We start from the raw sequence: 18,470 nt of genomic DNA, 5'->3' as shown, positions 1-18,470 counted from the left end.
CGGAACGATACTGTTGCGGCATGCGCCACCCCCTCCGTGCCCTCGCTCTCCTCGCCGCGGCCTCGGCCCTCCTGCTCACCGGCTGTGCGACCGCACAGCCACCGGCCGGAACACCGGAGCCCGCAGAGCCGTCCCCGGATCAGACGCCGGCTGCGGAGGCCTTCCAGGCGCATGCCGCCTGGCTCGACGGCGGCCGCCTGGTCGGCATCGTGACGTGGGGGTCATCGTCCTGCCCGCCGGTCGAGGGCGAGGTGACGGCGTCGGGTCAGGACGTGACCGTGACGCTGGAGGAGCTCCCCGAACGCGCCTGCACCGCGGACTTCGCCCCGCGCTCATCGCTCGTCGGATTGCCGGAGGGGGTCGACGCGGCCGCGGGTGTCACGCTCACGGTCGTCTACGGCGAGGACGAAGCGGTGGTCGAGCTTCCCGCCCACCCGGCGCCGGCGACAGATCCCGCCACCGACTATCAGCCCTCTGCCGGCTGGTTCGACGATGGCACGGGCATCGTGCTGCTCACGTGGGGCTCGTCGTCGTGCCCGCCGCAGGTGCAGGACATCGTGTCGGACGCCACCACCGTGACGGCGACCTTCGCCGAACAGACCGGTGCGTGCACGATGGACATGGCGCCGCGCGTGACCATGCTCTCGGCCGACCCCGGTGCGACGGACCGGACGCTCACGCTCGTGGGCGACAACCTGGACGGTGTCATTCCCGTCGTCGGCTGAGGGACAGGGCGTCCGCGTCCGCAGCGCCGTCCGGCGTGGGCGGGCCGGTCAGAGCGTGGCGACGTCGTGGCCGGCGGGCAGCGCGACGATGAGGGCGCCGGAGTCGATGCGTGAGCGCATCCGGACCACCGTGCCGAACTCATCGCCGTCGAGTTCGATCGACGCCGGCTCGACCGCCGCCACCTCCGCAGACCCCGCCGTATAGAACGTCACAGAGGCGTTGCGTCCCCGCTGATGCAGGATGCGTCGGCCGGTGCGGGTGCGCCGCAGCACGGAGTTCTGCCACCACACCGTTCGCCACACGGCCAGCCATCCCAGGGGGCCGCTGGGGGAGAAGAGGGCGACATCGAGCAGTCCGTCCGTGACCGACGCCCCGGGGATGAGGGAGATGCCAGCGGGCAGCATCCCGCAGTTGACGAAGAGCATGCTGTGCGCCTTCGTGGAGTGCAGCCGGTGCCCTTCGACCTGGTAGACGATCGAGAAGGGGCGAGCGCCGATGAGTGAGCGCGCGGCGCCGTCGACATAGGCCACCCAGCCGATGTTCTTCTTCAGATCCGGGCGGGTGTTGGCGACCATCTCGGCATCGAGCCCGATGCCCGCCATCACGACGAACGCGTGCTCCTCCGTGGTGCCGTCGGCGCGGGTCAGGCTCGCCCAGCCGACGTCGACGGGGTGTCGCCGGCCGTCGAAGAGCGAGCGGATGATCGCTTCCTGATCGTCGAGGGGGAGGTGCAGGTTGCGGGCGAAGACGTTGCCGGTGCCGCCGGGCAGGATCGCGAGCGGGACGCCGGTGCCGGCGAGCGCCTCGGCCACCGCGCGCACTGTCCCGTCGCCGCCGGCGACGACGACGGCATCGGCTCCCAGCCGCAGCGCCTGTTCCGTGGCGCCGCGACCGGTGTCGTCGATCGTTGTCTCGCGGAAGATCGGAGGGAGCCACCCGGCGGCGGACGACAGGCGCGTGACGGTCGCCCGCAGGGCGGGTCCATCGACCTTCACCGGGTTGTAGACCAGCGCGACGGTCCCGCGGGCGGGCGTCTGCGGTGTCTCGGGCGGCATGGCGTCACTCTAGGCGATTTCGGGGCCCTGTTCGCGGCGACGGTCCCGATCCGTGCGCGTCTGAGGCGACGCAGAGTCGACAAGAACGGCCTCGGGGTCTGGATGCGGACGCGATGACCGGAGGGCGGGTCACCGCCCCTGGGTAGACTGGCGAGGTGATCGACCTCGCGCTCCTCCGGGAGGACCCCGAACTCGTCCGACGCAGCCAGGCCGCACGCGGCAACGCGCCGGAGACCGTCGATGAGGCCCTGGAGGCGGACCGATCGCGCCGCGCCGCGATCGCGGCCTTCGAGGAGCTCCGCGCCGAGCAGAACGCCTTCGGCAAGCAGGTCGCGGCAGCCCCCAAGGACGAGAAGGCCGCTCTCGTCGCGCAGGCAAAGGAGCTCGCGGAGCGGGTCAAGGCCGCCCAGCAGGAGGCGGCGCGCGCGGAGGAGGCGGCCGCGGTCGCGCTCGCGCGGGTCGAGAACGTCATCGTCGACGGTGTTCCCGCCGGTGGCGAAGACGACTACGTCGTGCTGCGTCACGTCGGCGATGTCCCCTCCTATGACTTCGAGCCTCGCGATCATCTCGCCCTCGGGGAGATGCTCGGAGCGATCGACATGGAGCGCGGCGCCAAGGTCTCCGGCGCGCGGTTCTACTTCCTGCGCGGTATCGGTGCTCGCCTGGAGATCGCGCTCATGAGCATGGCCCTCGACCGCGCGCTCGCCGCGGGCTTCGTGCCGCTCATCACCCCGACGCTCGTGCGCCCGGACATCATGCAGGGCACCGGCTTCCTCGGTGAGCACGCCGACGAGGTGTACCGTCTCGAGGCGGACGACCTGTATCTGGTCGGCACGAGCGAGGTGCCCCTCGCCGGATACCACAAAGACGAGATCCTCGACCTGACGGACGGCCCGTTGCGGTACGCGGGATGGTCGACGTGCTATCGGCGCGAGGCCGGTTCGCACGGGAAGGACACCCGCGGCATCATCCGGGTGCACCAGTTCAACAAGCTGGAGATGTTCGTCTACACCACCGTCGAGGACGCGGCGGCAGAGCACGATCGCCTGCTGGCGATGCAGGAGTCGATGATGGCAGACCTCGGGCTGTCGTACCGCGTGATCGACACCGCCGCCGGCGACCTCGGGTCGAGCGCCGCGCGCAAGTTCGACATCGAGGCCTGGGTGCCGACGCAGGGCGCGTACCGCGAGCTCACCTCGACCTCCAACTGCACCACCTACCAGGCTCGGCGCCTCGACATCCGGCACCGCCCGGAGGGCGAGGGAAAGACCCGCCCCGTCGCCACCCTGAACGGCACGCTCGCGACGACCCGGTGGATCGTCGCGCTCCTGGAGACGCACCAGCGCGCAGACGGCTCCGTCGTCGTGCCGGAAGCGCTGCGCGGCTACCTCGGGGGTCTCGCGGTGCTGGAGCCGCTGTCGTGACGATCGAGCGCACCACGGCGCCCTGGCTCGTCGGTCTGGACGTCGACGGCACGATCCTGCTCGAGGACGGGCAGATGAGCCCGGGTGTTCCCGACGAGGTCGCCCGGTTGCGCGACGCCGGACACGAGGTCACGATCGCCACGGGGCGCAGCTGGGAGATGACGCACGCGCTGCTCGATGAGCTGGGGCTCACCCCACGCTTCGTGATCTGCTCGAACGGTGCCGTGACGATGCGGCGCGGCGAAGACGTGGCTGGGCTGCCCGCTGCCGACGCCTACGACCGCTGGCATGTGGAGACCTTCGATCCTGGCCCCGTGCTGCGTCTCCTGCACGAGCGCCTTCCGGATGCCCACTACCTCGTGGAGCTCGCGGACGGGCACCGCTTGTACACGGACAAGCTCAGCGACTGGAACGTCACCGGCGGAACCCGGGTTCCGTTCGAGGACCTGGCGAAGCACCAGGTCTCGCGGGTCGTCGTCGTGGCTCCGGGCAAGGCGGAGGAAGACTTCCACCGCATCGTCGAGCAGGTGGGCCTCGCCGATGTCTCCTACGCCATCGGCTGGACGGCGTGGCTCGACATCGCGCCCCACGGCGTCAACAAGGGCACCGGGATGGAGCGTGCACTCGTCGAGATGGGTCTCGATCGCCGCCGCGTTCTCGTGGCGGGCGACGGCCGCAACGACATCGAGATGTTCGGGTGGGCGCGCATGATCGGCGGCCTCGCGGTGGCGATGGGGCAGGCGCCCGACGTGGTCAAGGAAGCTGCGAGCGAGGTCACGCGCGATGTCGAGCGGGGCGGCCTCGCCGATGCGCTCGCACAGATCGCCTGACGCCCCGGGCGACGGTCGTTCGCCTGGCGGCGGATCAGGAGCGTGGCAGGAACGGCGGTCGGGGAGCCCCGACGGCTGCGCCTGTGGACTAGACTCGATCCCTGCCCGGACGCTCGCGTTCCGGCAGGGAGAGTTGTCCGAGCGGCCGAAGGATCCGGTCTTGAAAACCGGTGGGCAGAAATGTCCCGTGGGTTCGAATCCCACACTCTCCGCCACGTGCGCCCCGCCCTCAGTTGCTCTGTCGTTCGGACCCGGAACCTGGGGCGCGACGGGCGAGACGGGCCCTGCACCTGTCATGATCCGGTCAGGAAGCGGGCGAACGGGCCTTCTTTCAGGGTGAGTTTCTAGAATGGGGTCTTCCGCGCACCCCCGCGTCCGCAAAGATGCGGTTGCGACGGCATCCCGCCCCGACCCGAGAGGCAACCGAGTGAGTACGAAGCGCGTCCGCCGGACGGTGGCCCGTCATGGCCAGCTGCGCTCGCCGAGCGCGCTCTCGCAGCTGGTGAAGATGGTGGGCATCGCGGTGGCGGTGCTCGTGGTGAGTGTCGTCGGCGTGGCGGGCTATGTCGCGGTCGACCTGTCGACCACCTGGGCTGCTGGTCATCAGGAGCTCACGGGCCAGGAGGCCATTCCGCCGAACCTCAGCGAGATCGAGGGCGGCGTGAGCCTGCTGCTCGTGGGCGTCGACGCGTGCGAGGAAGAGTACAAGCACCTGTTCGGAGACCGGTGCAACGGCGAGGATGCCGAGGAGGGCACGCGCAACGACGTCAACATGCTCGTGTACATCTCCGACGAACCGCGGCGCGTCACGGTGATCTCCTTCCCCCGCGATCTCATGCTCGAGATCCCGGAGTGCACCGACGAGGACGGCAACCCGACCGAGCCGTGGTACCGCGGTCAGCTCAATGTGACCTACGAGGTGGGCGGCATCGACTGCGTCGCCAAGACGATCCGCGACCTCACCGATCTCAATGTGCCGCTGGCTGCGACGGTCACCTGGGGCGGGGTGATCGAGATCACCAACGCCATCGGCGGCGTCGACGTGTGCATCGAGAACGGCATCTCCGACCCGCACACCGGGCTCAACCTCGCCGCAGGGACTCATACGCTCAAGGGTCTCGACGCGCTGAACTTCTTGAAGACCCGTCATGGTGTCGGTGATGAGAGCGACCTGTCACGCATCAGCAATCAGCAGGTGTACATGTCGTCGCTGGTGCGCAAGATCGTCAGCGACGGCGTGCTGGGCGACGTCGGCACCCTGATGCGGCTGGCCGACACGGCGATGCACAACATCACACCGGCGGGCCAGCTCAACAACCCGATGCTGCTGGTGCAGATCGCGCAGGCGCTGCGGAGTGTGCCCTTCGAGGACATCAACTTCGTGCAGTATCCGGTGTTCGACGACCCGGACGACCCGAACCGGGTCGTGCCGGACTATGAGACGGGCGCGGCGCTGATCGCGGTGCTCAAGGCGAACGAATCCTTCCAGGCCGCCGGGCCGTCGGGTGGCGCGGTTCTCGCGACGCCCACGCCCGAGCCGACCGGCGAGCCCGCCGACGAGGGGGAGGCCACGCCGGCACCCGATGCGACTCCGAGCGGCCCGGTGCAGCTGAATGTGCCAGGAAGCTCGGCCGCGGTCACCACGTGCTCCAACGGCGGCGGACTCTTCGAGGACGACGGCTGGTGAACCGCATGACCGCCGCGCGGCGATCCGGCACGCTCGGTTCGCCGGAGAGGCGTCTGACCCGTTAGGATATTCAGGTGTGCCCGTCGTTTCGACGGCCGGGCGCCTGGAGACGTCGCATAGTCAGGCCTAGTGCACCACCCTGCTAAGGTGGAGTCCCCTCACGGGGACCGAGGGTTCAAATCCCTCCGTCTCCGCCATTTACTTCCTGGTCAGAGCCTGCTTTCTTACTTGGCTTGCTGTCACCTTCGTGCTCGTTCCCGTTCTCAGGAATGTCGCGAGGGTCCTGTGGGGGTCCCGACGCCAGTTGGTTGAGACGACGCAGCCCTTGGATCGGCTGCTGCTCGCCGAGGACGTGCGCGTCGACCTTGAGTACCGTGCGCGGATCATCGCCCAGCCATTCGGCGACCTGATTGATCGGGATGCCGGCGTGCAGCCACTGTAACGCGCAGTAGTGCCGCAGCATGTACGGGCGTTTGCGCGGCGCTGTCATCGACCAGCGCGTGAAACGACGATAGAGGTTCATTCGCAATTGCCGGCCCTTCGGGCTTGTAAACAGATGCGCTTCGGGGAGCTTCCCGGCTGCCGTCTCGTGGGCGAATTGCCGCGCGCGATCGGTGAGCGGCACGGCGCGGTCGCCGTTGGCTGTCTTGGGTGCCTTCTCGTCATAGCCCTCCGAGTGCGCCCTCCGCACCCATACCGCGGGAAACGGTACGTCTTGGAGGTCGGCCACCCCCAGTGCCCGTGTCTCGGACCACCGCAGGCCGGTGAAGGAGATCCACTCGGTGATCGTCGCGTAGTGCGCCGATGCCTCGCGCTGCGCCGCGAGCGTCGCGGCGAGGCTTTCCGCCGTGTACCCCTCGTCGGCGGGCTTCTGGCTCGCGCCAGGTGGTAACTCGACGCCGCGAACGGGATGCGCGGCCACATACTTCTCGCGCACCGCATAGGTGAACAGGGCGCTGAGCGTCTTACGCATCCGTGCGACTGTTGAGTGCTCCTTGATCTTGAGCTGATCGGTGAGGAAGTCGAGCACGTCGGCCTCGCTGACGGAGCCGATGGGTCGTGCTCGGAGCTTCGCGGGGAGGGCGGCGAGGTTGTCGCGGTCGGTGCGGTGCGAGTGCGCCGACACCTGCGAGGTGCGTGCCGTGAGGAACGAGGTGACAACCTCGCCCAGCGGAGCCTTGGCCTTCTGCGGCGGAAGGAAGGTCCCGAGATGGATCGCCCGGATCTGCTCGCGCTCCCACGTCTCGGCGTCGCCCTTAAGTCGGAACGTTTGCTGGGCGACGACCGCCCCGCCGTTCTTGATCCGCGCCTTCCAGCGCGCCGAGCCGTCCTTGAGGACGCGCTTCTCGATCATCTGCTGGTCCTCGGGTGTGCCAGCGCCTCGATCGCTGCGGCCGGGTAGAGACGGCGGCTTCCCGTCATGACGGGGGAGACGGGGGGCGGCACTTCTTCGCCAGTCGTCCGAGCGTGGAGGGATGGACGCGCAGCGCGGCGGCTTCCGCCTCCCGCGCACGCCACCGCGCGCGGGCTCGGCAAGCGTCGCGCCGCTCGTGCCCTGTCCGCGGTCAGTCAAGAGCACCGCGCCATTGAGGCGAACGGACGTGCGCGCTGGGACACCCTGCCCGAGACGGCGGCAGGGGTCGAGTCGTGGGCGGCATCCGTAGGGCAGCGAGAAGCTGACACTGACTCGCGTGTAGAGGCGGCCGAGGAGCAAGCAGTCGAGGCCCGGCAGGAACAGCACCAGCTCATTGCTCGGCAGATGCAGGAGCGCGCGAACCTCCGCCGCCAGGTGTTTGGCGACCGCAAGCCGAGCGACCCCCGAGCTCACGCTGCTTGGTGGCAGGAACGCGCTGCGACGGCCCGACGCGACCTCGCTGCGATCGAGGTGTTGCCCGTTGCTGAGGCTGCGGAACTCATTCGCTGTCGCGCCGAGCGGGAGCGAGCCCAGCGTAAGGCCGCCGAGCGCGCTCTCGTCGAACGGAAGGTACGGGCAGCGCAGCTTGATGACTTCACACGCGGTGCGCGAGGTCGCGGTCACGAGCCACCAGACCGAGGCCTGAGTCTGTAGCTGATGGGTCCAAGGCGTCGCACGCGAAACATCCCTACAGAGCGGGTGCGGTGATGATGAGGAACACCGCGAGAATGATCGTGATCCACGACCCCGAACGATGGGCTATCTCCGATCGTGAAGAAGCCCGTCCAGTGCACAGCGATGTCGGCGAGGATGATGACCACGCCCACGATTGAGAACGTGCGTCGTCGTTCCCGCAAGGAACCCGGCGATCCAAATGACTTGGATCGCTCGGCGGATGCGGTCCGAGGTTGTACGTGCGATGGGTCAAGGCCAGGACATCGTGTCCGCTGCTCGGCGGAGCCGCTTCTTGGCTACGCTCGATCCAAGGACCGAGCCAATTGAGGGGGCTTCATGGACGTATCGCCCGAAGTCGTTGATCTTGGTGTTCGCCTGGCCGAGAGCTTGGCGAGGAACACTGCAACCGCGATCTCTGACAAGGTTCGGGGGTTGAAGGCCGCCGGAAAGAAGGACGAGACGATCGCCGGTCTGGAGGAACTCGTCTCTGACCTCATAGCCGACAAGGCTGAGCTCACTCGTATAGCGCAGTCGTATCAGCAGGAGCTCGTCTCCCAGCGCCTTACGCCCGGCGACGTGAAGTACATCGCCGATACCGTCATCCCGCTAATCGAGAACGTCGCGCATGCTTCCGGTGCTCAAGGGGAAGCTCTGCTCAAGCAGATAGATGCGATCAAGCCGGTACTGTCTGTCGAGACAGCGAACGTCTTACAGATCCTTGGTTTCAACTTCCGCAAGGCGATCGGCGAACCTCTAACTCAACTTCTTGAGCACGCGATCCTCTCTCGCGTTGAGCGATCCGAAGAACTCAAGATTCAGTCCGCCAAGCGGGAGCAGTTGTACATCGAACTGGCGCTCGACGCGGATGCCTATGAGAGGTTTCGAGAGTTGTTCTCCAGGACCTGAATATGAGCAGCTCCGTGAGTGAGGCGAACGGGCGAGCCGACATCGCGCGGCGACGGCTGCGGAAGTTCCTCGATAGATCAGCGCCCGGTCTCGGACAGCCCATCATCGATCTCCGTGACCCTGAGTGCGGCGAGATTGCTCTGACCCTGGCCTGGGAGCGCTCAACCCCCGCGGCTCGCTGGCGTGTCCAGTCTCTTACGCGGCCCATGCTCGACAAGCGGACGCTCGATAGCGTGATCGTTGAGTGTCGCGTGTTTTTCCTGGCTCAGGAAGACTGCTACCTCCCGGGCGTCGTCAAAGCTTTGCAAGCGCTGTTGACGCCTGAGCAAGCTCGTGCGCGCCGCCCGCTTGTAGCCCACGTAGCGCAGATCGTCCGCGGCGGCGAGCTGGTCATGCCAGAAGGCGGTGCGCCCATGTACTCTGGGCGACTCGAATCTGACAATGGGATGGGCCCTGGCCGGCTTCTCGGCGCCGACCAGATCACGATGGACTACATCAATGGAGTGGCCTTCCACGAAGACGAGGAACGGCGGGCACGTATTGCTAACGTTCCCCATGAAGAGAGCGTGAGATTTGCCGTCATCCTGCAACTCGACACTCTGTTGCGGATCACCTCGAATGTCCGCGCCCAAGTGGAACACGACCTCGGTGCCGGATACTTGAGCCTTGACTGAGCGGTTCTCACATCACAATCGCGTCGAGTAAGTACCTGTCGCCGAAGGGCTTGCGCGCTCTCGGCGGCCGAAGACTGTGGTCGACCGAGAGTGTCGAACTCGTGAAGGATCGGGCTGTCCGTAGACTCCGGATTGTGTGCCCAGACCGCGAAGACGTGACGACATGGGAGTTCCTGCGTGTCGAACCTCGCGGCGCATCGGAGAAAGTGTGGCTCTCCGAGCCAGGCGGTTCCTCAACGCATCCTGAGACACATTGGCTCTTCAAACCTGCCACCGTGCAAAGCAATGGCAATCGTCAGGTGGGCGACTGGACCGAAGCCGTTGCGGCGACCATCGCCGACGACCTGGATGTTCCGGCAGCTGAGGCCCGGCTCGCCCTACGCGGCGGGGTCGAAGGCGTCATCACGCGAAACGTGCGGCCGATCGACTACGACATGGACACGGGTCGTCTCGCGATCCTGGATCGGATTGACGTCTACCTTCGTGACTCCCTGCGGGACCGATCCGCGTCCATAGGTCACTCGTTGGACAACATCCGTCGGACTCTGGACGGGTACGTGGCGCCCCCGCAGGCGGCGTCATGGGCCGCGTGCACAGCGTATGACGTGTTCGTCGGGTACCTGATTCTCGACGCGTTGATCGGGAACGGTGACCGCCACGAGCAGAACTGGTCTGTGCTCCGTGCACGGTCCAGCGAGGGCCCAGCAGACGCGCTGGCACCGGCGTATGATATGGAAGCGAGTCTGGGTTTTCAGCTGACGGATGACGCGAGGGCTGCGAGGCTTCGCGATCCGGCAGCGCTTGAGTCGTTCGCCTCGAAGGGTCTCGCACGCCGATTCGACGGGGACTTGAAAACCTCGCTGGTTGATCTCGCGGTACGAGCCACGCAGAACTGCACCGATGCGGGAAGAGCGCGCATCGCGAGCTTGTTGGAGTCTGTGGAACGCTCTGATTTCGAAGCGATGCTTGCCCGTCATGGCGGAGTGTCGGAGGTCACGCGTAGGTTCGCAGGTGCAGTGTTGGAGATCAATGGAAGGAGGATCCAAGATGCCATCCGTGCTTGAAGCGCCGATTGCTGATGTCGTGACCGAGACCGAGTTGCTCGTTGTCTGGCAGCAGCCCACCACGCGCGCGATGATTCCCGTCGGGGTCCTTAGATTCGACGGCGAGACCTACGCGTTCGAGTACCTTCCAAACGTCGCTCACGTCGCAGAGTTCAGGCCGTTGCTCGGCTTCCGCGACCTCACGAAGAGATACGAGAGCGACGAACTGTTCCCGCTGTTCCATGAGCGAGTGATGGACCCTACTCGTCCAGATTTCGTCCGCGTGCTTGATGAGTTGAGCCTCGATCCCGCGTCTGCGACTCCATGGGAGCAGCTCGTGCGTTCAGGCGGATCTTCGGAGGGGGACACGCTCCAGGTCACTCCCTTGCCTCGCGAGAGCACAGAGGGCTGGACCTGCACTGCCCTGGCAGCAGGGGTCCGGTATCTCGCCAAGAAGAGCGTCACGACGACCGCCGGACAGACGCGTCTCTACTCGGATGTCGAACTCGAAGCTCTCTTGGGTGGACTTGTCCCCGGCCAGCCCCTCCGCGTCATCGCGGAGGCCGGGAACGACTACAACGCCGACGCTCAACTGTTCTTCACGGAGCATGGCGAGCCTGTCGGCTATGTGCCTGACTGGCTCGCGAAGCTCACGGCGCCCTGCCTTCACGATGGAACAAGGGTCCGAGCGGTTGTTGACCGTGTCAACGGACTCAGTGCGGGGTGGCATCTTCGCGTTCTCGTAACTCTTCACGTTGGAGAGTCCTTCGCGGACCTTCAAAGTCGGATCGACACCGCCACTAGCTCTTACTGATCCGCGTGCCCGAGGGTCCCGTGGGGGTCCTAGCGTCCGATGACACCACCGAATCCTGTGTGTTCCACGCGCAGGAACTCGCGATTTCTACACCATCTGCATACGTCGCAGGCCCTGCTAAGGCGGAGTCCCCCTACGGGGACCGAGGGTTCAAATCCCTCCGTCTCCGCCATTTCGTCGATTGCCGGAACCAGTGCGGTCCGGCGGTGTTCTTCCGTTTCATGCACTGACCTGAGGTGCGGTTCCCGCGTCACCACCCGTGCATCGAGTGCTGGTGCGAAGCCACGACAGTGTGGATGAGTGACGCTCCACGTGCCGGCGTCGGGGGTCGTCGACCTGCGCGCGTCGGGGGATCGCTGCTCCGCTACGGGGCTCACGCAGGAGGAACATACGCATCGCCCAGGGCTCGGATACACGACAGGAGTTGGTGTGGAGATTCTGAGTTCGGCAGCGCCCCTGACCTGCTTCTGTGCTCACGCTTGTCTCCGACATGCGGAAGAGTGCCGGAGGCGGTTGATCTTGTCGACGGCATCGTCGCCGCGGCAGCCATGTGCGTGCGAACGCGCTTGACCCCACATCGAATGTTTGGCAGGTTAGCCTAACCTAACTGAGCCGGGGGGCATGGGGATGGATCAACGTATCTGGATAGCGGGTATTGTGCTCGCGGCGGGGCTGATGCTCGCGGCGACACCGGTGGTCGCGTCAGCATCGGATCAGCCAGACGGCATCAACGAGGCCGAAACCGTACGACTTCTCGAAGAGAATGACGTTCCACGCGAAGAGCCCTCGGATGCACGTCTCGACGTTGCGATTCCCGATTCGGCGTCTGGAGCTGTGACCATCGCATCGGATCAGGGGCAATTGGCAATCTCGTTGCCTACCCAGGAAGATGCTGGCGCTGTCGGCATCGGCGCGCACGCCTTCTCGTACAGCCTCTCGGACGGCAGTGTTCTCGCGGCCGTTGAGCATGAAGGCGGCGCGCAGATCGTCTCACTGATCGCGGATGCCACGGCCCCGGAAGAGTATGTCTACGAGCTGGCCGGTGACTTCGCCAGGGCAGAAGTCACAGACGATGGAACAGTTCTGCTGTGGCGCGAGGATGGTGCGCTTCTCGGAGGATTCTTCCCCGCGTGGGCGAAGGATGCTTCCGGCAAAGATGTGAAGACCCACTACCGGCTCGATGGTCGAACGCTCGTCCAGGTGGTTGAGCATCACGGGGTCGAGGAGCTGACATACCCTGTCGCCGCCGACCCGAAGTACGGCTCAGGCGTGCTCTCGGAGAGCAAGGCATCCACGTACGCCGGCGGCGGCTATCAGGTCAGCGCCTGGCTGTCCGCGTGGGGGCGTGCTGTGTACTTCACGGACAATCGGATTCTGGCTGTCGAGGGTTGGGGCGTGCTCAGGAAGAATCACTGGCAGGTCGCGGACAACAGATGGAAGACCTCGCTGTCGCAACAGTGGGATTGCCACATCGCAGGCGGATGGCTGGAGTGGTCGTCGTGGGACTTGGAGACCAAACGTCCCGCAAACGCCAAGTGGCGCGACCGTATCCTGAACAACCTGTTCACTCCGTCCGCCGTCTGCAACTGGTAGCGGGGTGACTCGGGCACATGCCAACCGCAACTCGTTTCACTGCTGCGTGTGTCATCACGCTCGTCTTTGTGGGGCTGGTCAGTAACTTCCTGGTCACTCCCGCACTCGCGAACAGCGGGGGGATCGGAGCGTACAGTCGGGTGCCTGTGTGGGCGATGCTCTCGGCGATCTGTTGGACAGCAGGGTGGGCTTTCGGGGCAACCCTCGCGTGGCTTGCTGCTCGATCCTTGCTCGAGCTCGTCGAGATCCGGGTCGACCGGCACGAGGCGCGGGGCGTGTTCACATCGGCGATCGTCGTCGGCGCGATCAGCCTGATCTCGGGCGGCTTCCTTGTTCCGAACATCGCCGCGTCACTGGCGTTCGTTCATGCTGACCGGAGCGCATTCGTGAACCCGGTGCCGCAGATCCTCGGCCTGGTCGCCGTGGTGGGAGTTCTCTTCACCGTCTTGCTCATCGTTCTCGCGGCACTGATGACGCGCACCGCAGCCACCCACCCAAGCGCTGCATCGGGGGACTCACGCTCCGACGACGAGACCGCGCGATCAGCCTCGCCGTCTCCCGCGGGGTCTCGAAAGCCCGCACCGAGGGCATGCTGCTAAACCCATTGGAGTGTTGCGGCGAGGTCGCTCGGCGAGTCACCGATCGCCTACCTCACCGGTTGGAGACTCTGCCTCGCTGCAGACCTGCTTCGCGACACCGACCACACGGTCGAGTCCATCGCCCGCCAGGTCGGCTACTCCACCTCGTACGCCCTCAGCACCGCCTTCGACCGACAGTTCGGCATCCGCCCAACCGGCTATCGCCGTCTTGCCCAGCTGGAGGGTCACCGAGCGCTCACTGCTGGTTCAGGACGTCTGAGCGGCGCGCCAACAGCCGTCTGACGCGCCTGACGATCCGCTGGCGTGACGGGAGTCGAACCAGCGTGTCCATCGTTCGGTCCGGGATGACGGCGGGGTCGCCGACGGGGGAGGACGGTGTCCCCCAGCGCACGGCTGTGCGGGCTACCCCGTCTGGTCCATGGGCGTCGCGGACGGAGCGCAGCACGTGCGACCGGTGTGGCTCAGCGGCCCTGTCCAGAGTCGCTCGCTGGCGCGGCGTTCAGTCTTCTCGTCGTCCGCGCGCTCGTCGTCCGCGCCGGGACATGAGGGCGTAGGTCACCGCGGCGGCAACGATGCTGCTGAGGACGGTGATGATCCATCGAAGGACGGCGTCGATATCGGTGAGCGCGGCGAGTCCGGCGTTCACGGCCAGTCCGACGACCGCCAACGCGAGAAAGGCAGCAACGTCCGCATGTCTGGGTCCTGATGATGTCACGGTGTTCTCCTCCGCTTGTCGTGTTGTCTTTCTCTGACGCGCGTTGCGGGCTCAGTCGATCGACACGAAGCCGAACCGCACGGCTTTGATGACCACCTGGACGCGATCGCGCACCGCCCACTTGACCATCACCCGGGCCAGATGGGTCTTGACGGTGGACTCGGCGATCCCCAGATCGACGGCGATCTCGGGGTTCGAGAGCCCTGTGCAGAGGAGCGTCACCACGGCGGCTTCACGCTCGGAAAGGGGCTCGTCCGGCATCCACGCCCGACGGGAGGCGTCGCGGCAGGACTGCCGGATGAGCGCGCGGATGCTGAGCTCGCAGAGAAAAGCTCGGTGTACTCGTGCCGCATGGATCGCCGGGATGAGCTCGTTCGGCGCGCCGCCCCGCGAGACGACGGCGAAAACGCCCGTGTTCCAACAATCCGTGATCGCTGAGGCGCGGTGGTCGTCGACCACGGCAACGAATGGCACCGCGGGCACGGAGCGAGTCAGGGACTCGAGGGCGGGAATCTCTGAAGCCGTTTGACCCGCGTCGATGACGGCGACTTCCGTGCTCGGCGCCGCCATCTCAGGCCAGGCGCCGCCCGGGCTGTCATCCTGCCCGACGATGCGGACACAGCCGTTGCCGTCAAGGAAGCGGCTCAGGTGCGCGTCCTGGGCAAAAAGATGCACCTGGATGGCGCACTGGCCTGCTCCCTCGATGCAGGCGAGTTGCCAACCCTCGCGCCATCGAGCGCTGTCCCCCATGTGCCCCCCACAGGCTCAGCAACGGCTGTATCGAAAGGTGCGCGACCAACTCCGGGGCAAGATTGGCCGATTCCGTTGCGTTCACTCTACCGCTCGGCGGGCGGCGGTCCAGTGCTGAGGCGCCTTCTCCCTCAAAGTGAATCGGCCTGGCTTTCGTTCCTATCGGGAGCCTTGTCCGGCATAGACCGGATTGGCTGATTCCAGGTCAGCGTAGTACGTGTCCTCGACCTCGGTGGGTGTGCGCATGTCGAGCTCGCCGTGTAGGCGGGAGGTGTTCCACCACCCCACCCACTCGAGCGTCGCCAGTTCGACCTGCTCGACCGTCCGCCACGGACCCCGCTGACGGATCAGCTCGGTCTTGTAAAGGTTGTTCACGGCCTCTGCCATCGCGTTATCGAACGAATCGCCCACCGTTCCTGTCGAGGGGACGGCGCCGAGTTCGACGATCCGGTCGGTGTAGACCATCGCGGTGTAGTTCGACCCGTGGTCCGCGTGATGGATGAGACCGTCGAGCCGTCCGCCGACGTTCCAGGCGGCCATGTCGAGGGCCTGCATCGGCAGGATCTCCGACTTCAGGGTCGAGGCGACGTTCCACCCGACGATGCGCCGCGAGTAGACGTCGGTGACGAACGCAACGTAAGCGAACCCAGACCATGTCGCCACGTAGGTCACGTCGCAGACCCAGAGCCGCCGCGGCGCCGGCGCGGTGAAGCGGCGGTTCACGAGATCGCTCGGCAGCACCGCTGTCTTGTCGGAGCGCGTGGTGAACACCCGTTTCGACTTGCGGAGTCCGCGGACTCTGGCCAGGCGCATGAGGCGTTCGGTCTGGTCGCGGCCGATCTCCCATCCTTGACGGCGCAGGAGGGCGTGCATCTTCCGGCGCCCGTAGACGCTGTAGTTCTCCGCATGCAACCGGGCGACTTCCGGGACGAGCAGTTCGTCCTTCAACTGCCGCGCCGACGGCGCACGACCCACCGCGGCACGATACCCACGAGCGGTGAGGAAACCTTGAACTGCCGGGCGCAACACCCGGCAGATGAGCTCGACCCCGAAACGATCCCGATTTTCGTTGATGAACCGGACCATCTCGGTCAGGGGCGGTCGAGCTCCTTCGCGAAAAACACGCTCGCAGCCTTCAGGATTTCGTTGGCCTTGCGAAGCTCGGCGTTCTCCTTCTGCAGCCGCTTGATCTCCGCGGCCGCGTCAGTTGTCACACCTGGCTTCGCACCGGCGTCGACCTCCTGACGGCGTTGCCAGATCCTCAGCGTCTCGGGGCTCATTCCGAGCAGCCCGGCCACATGCCTGACTGCACTCATCATGTTCGGATGCGACGGCCGCGTCTCCGCGAGCATCCGCAACGCCCGCTCACGCATCTCCGGCGAATACTTCCTGTTCATCGAGTTCCATCCTTGCTTGAAGAACGGAACGAAAACCAGGCCGATTCATTCCGTGCCATCCATCCCAGACGGTTTCGAAGCGTGCGACCCACGCAACTACACCGTCGAATCCCTCGAGAGTCAGGGCAGCCCGGGGTGTGAAATGGCGGGGTCAGGTCTGCTTTTCCCTGATGGAGCGAGCGTGACGATTCCCCCGGTGGGTGCGGTTATCTCTACGCAGCGCTCGGTGGGTTCCTCGGACGGCGACGAGTATCAGGTCGTCAACTGGGGTAGCCCGGGAACGGGCGCTGCGGGCGTGCGGGACGGTAAGTACGCAGATATTTGGGCTTCCACGCCTGAGGCCGGCGACCTTCAGCGCCAGCAGGGTGAGATTGAAAGCAAGTAATCGAGTTCGAACCTGGGGCAAGGGCAGCAAGGGCTCTGACCACGCACGCCGGATCGCCTCGTGTCCGGCGGGCCGCTTCACCTGTCGCCCCCACGCTGGGATGCCCACTAGCTCAGAGTCTTCCATCCCTTCATTTCTAAGCGGTCTCGGTTCTCCGAATGACGACAGAGACGACTCAATGGGCTCCTTCCCGAGTGCATCAGCCGTCCCCTCAGCGCTTTCTCAGGTAGTACGGAGAGCGGCAAGATTTCGGGCTTCGAGAGATCAATGGGAACTCGCTATCTCATCCGTGGCTTGACCGTCATCGACTGGAGCGCTTTGATTGGCGGTGGAACCTGTTCCCCGAAACATAGACACGTCAAGGAGGCGAACTACGTGAAGAAAAGCATCATTGCCGCCGGTGTCAGCATGCTCACCGCGGCCATCCTGGTGTTAGCGACAGCACCGGCGGCCACTGCAGCCTCCCCTACCGCCCACATCTCCAGCGTCAGCCCAGCTCAAAGCCTTAATGAACGCGCAGCGGGTCTCACTGCCCTACTCGAGCAGGCCACTGCCATCCCCGACGAAGTACTTCTCGCCGGAGACGAAGCAACCCACGAGTGGCTGCAAAAGAACGCCCCCACCGCACAAGAGGGAAACGTAAGCGCGAAGGCCAGCGTCCTCGGTTGCGCAGGAGCGATCGCCGTCGCTCTGGCGGGAGTTGCCTTCCCCGCCGCTAAGCTCCTGAAAATCAAAAAGCTCGCCGACGAACTGGGCGGCGTTAAGAAGGCTGTCGACCTCCTCTGGGGAGCAAGCTTCAACTACGAGAAAGTCCAGGCCGCTGGCGGAGCACTCGCATCACTAGGAGCGGAACTCATCGGAGTTGCTTCGATCAAGGAGCAGTGCTTCGAATGACCCCGACGGGACTCACCCATAATCACGACAAGCGGCGCACCCGATCGATTGCAGCAACATTCGTCGGACTGGCGATACTCGCCGGAGCTGTCATCATCGCGGTGACCGGCGGGTCCATGCTCCTAGCGGCCGGGCTCGCTGTCGCAGCCGTCCTTGCCTTTGCGTTCGCTCCGACAACCCTCGGCCGCCCCACCGGGGAGACACGAACCGCACAACCAGTCAACCCTCAGCAACTGAAGCACTGGCGTAGATCGAACCCTGGAACCGACATCAGCGAAGCCGTCCACGCACATACCCGGCCCTGACACGCCGGTGAGGTCCCATCCCACGATGGGGCCTCACCGGCATACCTGCCCCTCTTCTACGACGGTTTTCGCTCGCACGTCTCTCATCTCTTAGCTCTGCGACAACCGAGATCCGGATCAGACGGACGGGTTCTCGCGAAGACAAGACGCGCAGCTAGGGATAGAACAGCTGCTCCGACGCAGGTCGCCAACCCGGGTGGGCGTGATAGATGCGCCGCTCAATCGGGCAAGCCACCAGAGACAGAAAATGCGGCAAAGAACACACCGAGCCCGGCGAGGCCGGACACGAAGAGCGCCATCACAGCCCAGAGCGTGCGCCCGACGCGGACGGCAAGCCCGATCAGGAGCGATGCCGCCACCACGACGCATACGCCGCCCCACTGCAACACCCCGGCAGTATCGAACTGTCGCTGCTCCGCAGCGGTCGCCGGCCACGGGATGTCTCCATCCATGGGGCCAAATAACACGCCGCCGGCAGCGAACAGCAGGAACGACAGCGCTAATACTCCCGCGGCAACGATGAGAAGCTGCATCCGGGTCCCGTCCCGATCTGCGGCCCGATCCCGCGGGCTAACTCTCATGGC

The 18,470-nt window shown here is 65.7% G+C and carries 17 protein-coding genes, 2 tRNA genes and 1 pseudogene; 14 read left to right on the top strand and 6 right to left on the bottom strand.

Annotated features, from left to right (window positions below; genetic code table 11):
* The first annotated feature begins 20 nt into the window (after positions 1 to 20).
* Positions 21 to 725: a hypothetical protein gene (locus tag AC3RXY_RS14080; RefSeq protein WP_491511548.1), complete on the top strand. Its 705-nt coding sequence runs from the start codon at positions 21 to 23 to the stop codon at positions 723 to 725.
* A gap of 48 nt (positions 726 to 773) precedes the next feature.
* On the opposite strand, the gene AC3RXY_RS14075 is transcribed toward AC3RXY_RS14080, so the two are convergent.
* The gene (locus tag AC3RXY_RS14075) at positions 774 to 1,781 is read right to left on the bottom strand and encodes a diacylglycerol/lipid kinase family protein (RefSeq protein ID WP_491511547.1); all 1,008 of its coding nucleotides are present in this window, start codon (positions 1,779 to 1,781) and stop codon (positions 774 to 776) included.
* Between the two features lie 155 nt (positions 1,782 to 1,936).
* Between AC3RXY_RS14075 and serS the strand changes: the two genes are divergently transcribed.
* The 5 genes from serS (at position 1,937) to AC3RXY_RS14050 (ending at position 5,919) form a co-directional block, all read left to right on the top strand.
* Positions 1,937 to 3,205: a serine--tRNA ligase gene (serS, locus tag AC3RXY_RS14070; RefSeq protein WP_491511546.1), complete on the top strand. Its 1,269-nt coding sequence runs from the start codon at positions 1,937 to 1,939 to the stop codon at positions 3,203 to 3,205.
* Positions 3,202 to 4,035 carry an HAD family hydrolase gene (locus AC3RXY_RS14065; RefSeq protein ID WP_491511545.1) on the top strand — a complete coding sequence of 278 codons (834 nt, stop codon included), beginning with the start codon at positions 3,202 to 3,204 and terminating at the stop codon, positions 4,033 to 4,035. Before serS ends, AC3RXY_RS14065 begins: the two co-directional genes overlap by 4 nt.
* A gap of 127 nt (positions 4,036 to 4,162) precedes the next feature.
* Positions 4,163 to 4,250, top strand: a tRNA-Ser gene (locus AC3RXY_RS14060).
* A 212-nt stretch (positions 4,251 to 4,462) separates the two neighbouring features.
* Entirely contained in the window at positions 4,463 to 5,722 is a 1,260-nt protein-coding gene (locus AC3RXY_RS14055; protein WP_491511544.1) for an LCP family protein, read from the top strand.
* 105 nt (positions 5,723 to 5,827) lie between these two features.
* Positions 5,828 to 5,919: transfer RNA gene (locus tag AC3RXY_RS14050), tRNA-Ser, on the top strand.
* On the opposite strand, the gene AC3RXY_RS14045 is transcribed toward AC3RXY_RS14050, so the two are convergent.
* Positions 5,898 to 7,760 (bottom strand): tyrosine-type recombinase/integrase, encoded by a 1,863-nt coding sequence (locus AC3RXY_RS14045; RefSeq protein WP_491511543.1) that lies wholly within the window; start codon positions 7,758 to 7,760, stop codon positions 5,898 to 5,900. The two genes, AC3RXY_RS14050 and AC3RXY_RS14045, sit on opposite strands and share 22 nt — an antisense overlap.
* A gap of 387 nt (positions 7,761 to 8,147) precedes the next feature.
* On the opposite strand from AC3RXY_RS14045, the gene AC3RXY_RS14040 reads away from it, so the two are divergent.
* From AC3RXY_RS14040 to AC3RXY_RS14010, 7 genes and pseudogenes are all read left to right on the top strand, one after another.
* A complete protein-coding gene (locus tag AC3RXY_RS14040) occupies positions 8,148 to 8,717 on the top strand; it encodes a hypothetical protein (protein ID WP_491511542.1) in 570 nt (189 codons plus the stop codon).
* Positions 8,718 to 8,731: 14 nt separating this feature from the next.
* The gene (locus AC3RXY_RS14035) at positions 8,732 to 9,391 is read left to right on the top strand and encodes a hypothetical protein (RefSeq protein WP_491511541.1); all 660 of its coding nucleotides are present in this window, start codon (positions 8,732 to 8,734) and stop codon (positions 9,389 to 9,391) included.
* Between the two features lie 101 nt (positions 9,392 to 9,492).
* A complete protein-coding gene (locus tag AC3RXY_RS14030) occupies positions 9,493 to 10,455 on the top strand; it encodes a HipA domain-containing protein (RefSeq protein ID WP_491511540.1) in 963 nt (320 codons plus the stop codon).
* On the top strand, positions 10,439 to 11,248 hold the full coding sequence (locus AC3RXY_RS14025; RefSeq protein WP_491511539.1) for a hypothetical protein: 810 nt from the start codon (positions 10,439 to 10,441) through the stop codon (positions 11,246 to 11,248). The genes AC3RXY_RS14030 and AC3RXY_RS14025 overlap by 17 nt, the downstream gene beginning before the upstream one ends.
* A 627-nt stretch (positions 11,249 to 11,875) precedes the next feature.
* On the top strand, positions 11,876 to 12,841 hold the full coding sequence (locus AC3RXY_RS14020; protein WP_491511538.1) for a hypothetical protein: 966 nt from the start codon (positions 11,876 to 11,878) through the stop codon (positions 12,839 to 12,841).
* A 68-nt stretch (positions 12,842 to 12,909) separates the two neighbouring features.
* On the top strand, positions 12,910 to 13,440 hold the full coding sequence (locus AC3RXY_RS14015) for a hypothetical protein (RefSeq protein WP_491511537.1): 531 nt from the start codon (positions 12,910 to 12,912) through the stop codon (positions 13,438 to 13,440).
* A gap of 33 nt (positions 13,441 to 13,473) precedes the next feature.
* Positions 13,474 to 13,722: pseudogene (locus AC3RXY_RS14010) on the top strand (helix-turn-helix domain-containing protein); the annotation flags it as partial.
* Between the two features lie 217 nt (positions 13,723 to 13,939).
* Here AC3RXY_RS14010 and AC3RXY_RS14005 read toward each other — a convergent pair.
* The 3 genes from AC3RXY_RS14005 to AC3RXY_RS13995 form a co-directional block, all read right to left on the bottom strand.
* Positions 13,940 to 14,155 (bottom strand): hypothetical protein, encoded by a 216-nt coding sequence (locus AC3RXY_RS14005; RefSeq protein ID WP_491511536.1) that lies wholly within the window; start codon positions 14,153 to 14,155, stop codon positions 13,940 to 13,942.
* A 51-nt stretch (positions 14,156 to 14,206) separates the two neighbouring features.
* Positions 14,207 to 14,905 (bottom strand): helix-turn-helix transcriptional regulator, encoded by a 699-nt coding sequence (locus AC3RXY_RS14000; protein ID WP_491511535.1) that lies wholly within the window; start codon positions 14,903 to 14,905, stop codon positions 14,207 to 14,209.
* A 159-nt stretch (positions 14,906 to 15,064) separates the two neighbouring features.
* Positions 15,065 to 16,302 (bottom strand): IS3 family transposase gene (locus AC3RXY_RS13995; protein ID WP_491511534.1). Its coding sequence is split into 2 segments (ribosomal slippage): positions 15,065 to 16,023 and positions 16,023 to 16,302, totalling 1,239 coding nucleotides; the frame shifts between segments, so codons are not numbered across the junction.
* A gap of 679 nt (positions 16,303 to 16,981) precedes the next feature.
* Between AC3RXY_RS13995 and AC3RXY_RS13990 the strand changes: the two genes are divergently transcribed.
* Positions 16,982 to 17,581, top strand: coding sequence for a hypothetical protein (locus AC3RXY_RS13990; protein ID WP_491511533.1), 600 nt, complete (start codon positions 16,982 to 16,984; stop codon positions 17,579 to 17,581).
* 523 nt (positions 17,582 to 18,104) lie between these two features.
* Here AC3RXY_RS13990 and AC3RXY_RS13985 read toward each other — a convergent pair.
* Positions 18,105 to 18,419: a hypothetical protein gene (locus AC3RXY_RS13985; protein ID WP_491511532.1), complete on the bottom strand. Its 315-nt coding sequence runs from the start codon at positions 18,417 to 18,419 to the stop codon at positions 18,105 to 18,107.
* Positions 18,420 to 18,470: the final 51 nt, after the last annotated feature.

It is taken from the genome of Microbacterium longlingense, assembly GCF_058349825.2.
The sequence above is the reverse complement of the archived record's forward strand: the minus strand, read 5'-3'. Positions and strand labels throughout refer to the sequence as shown.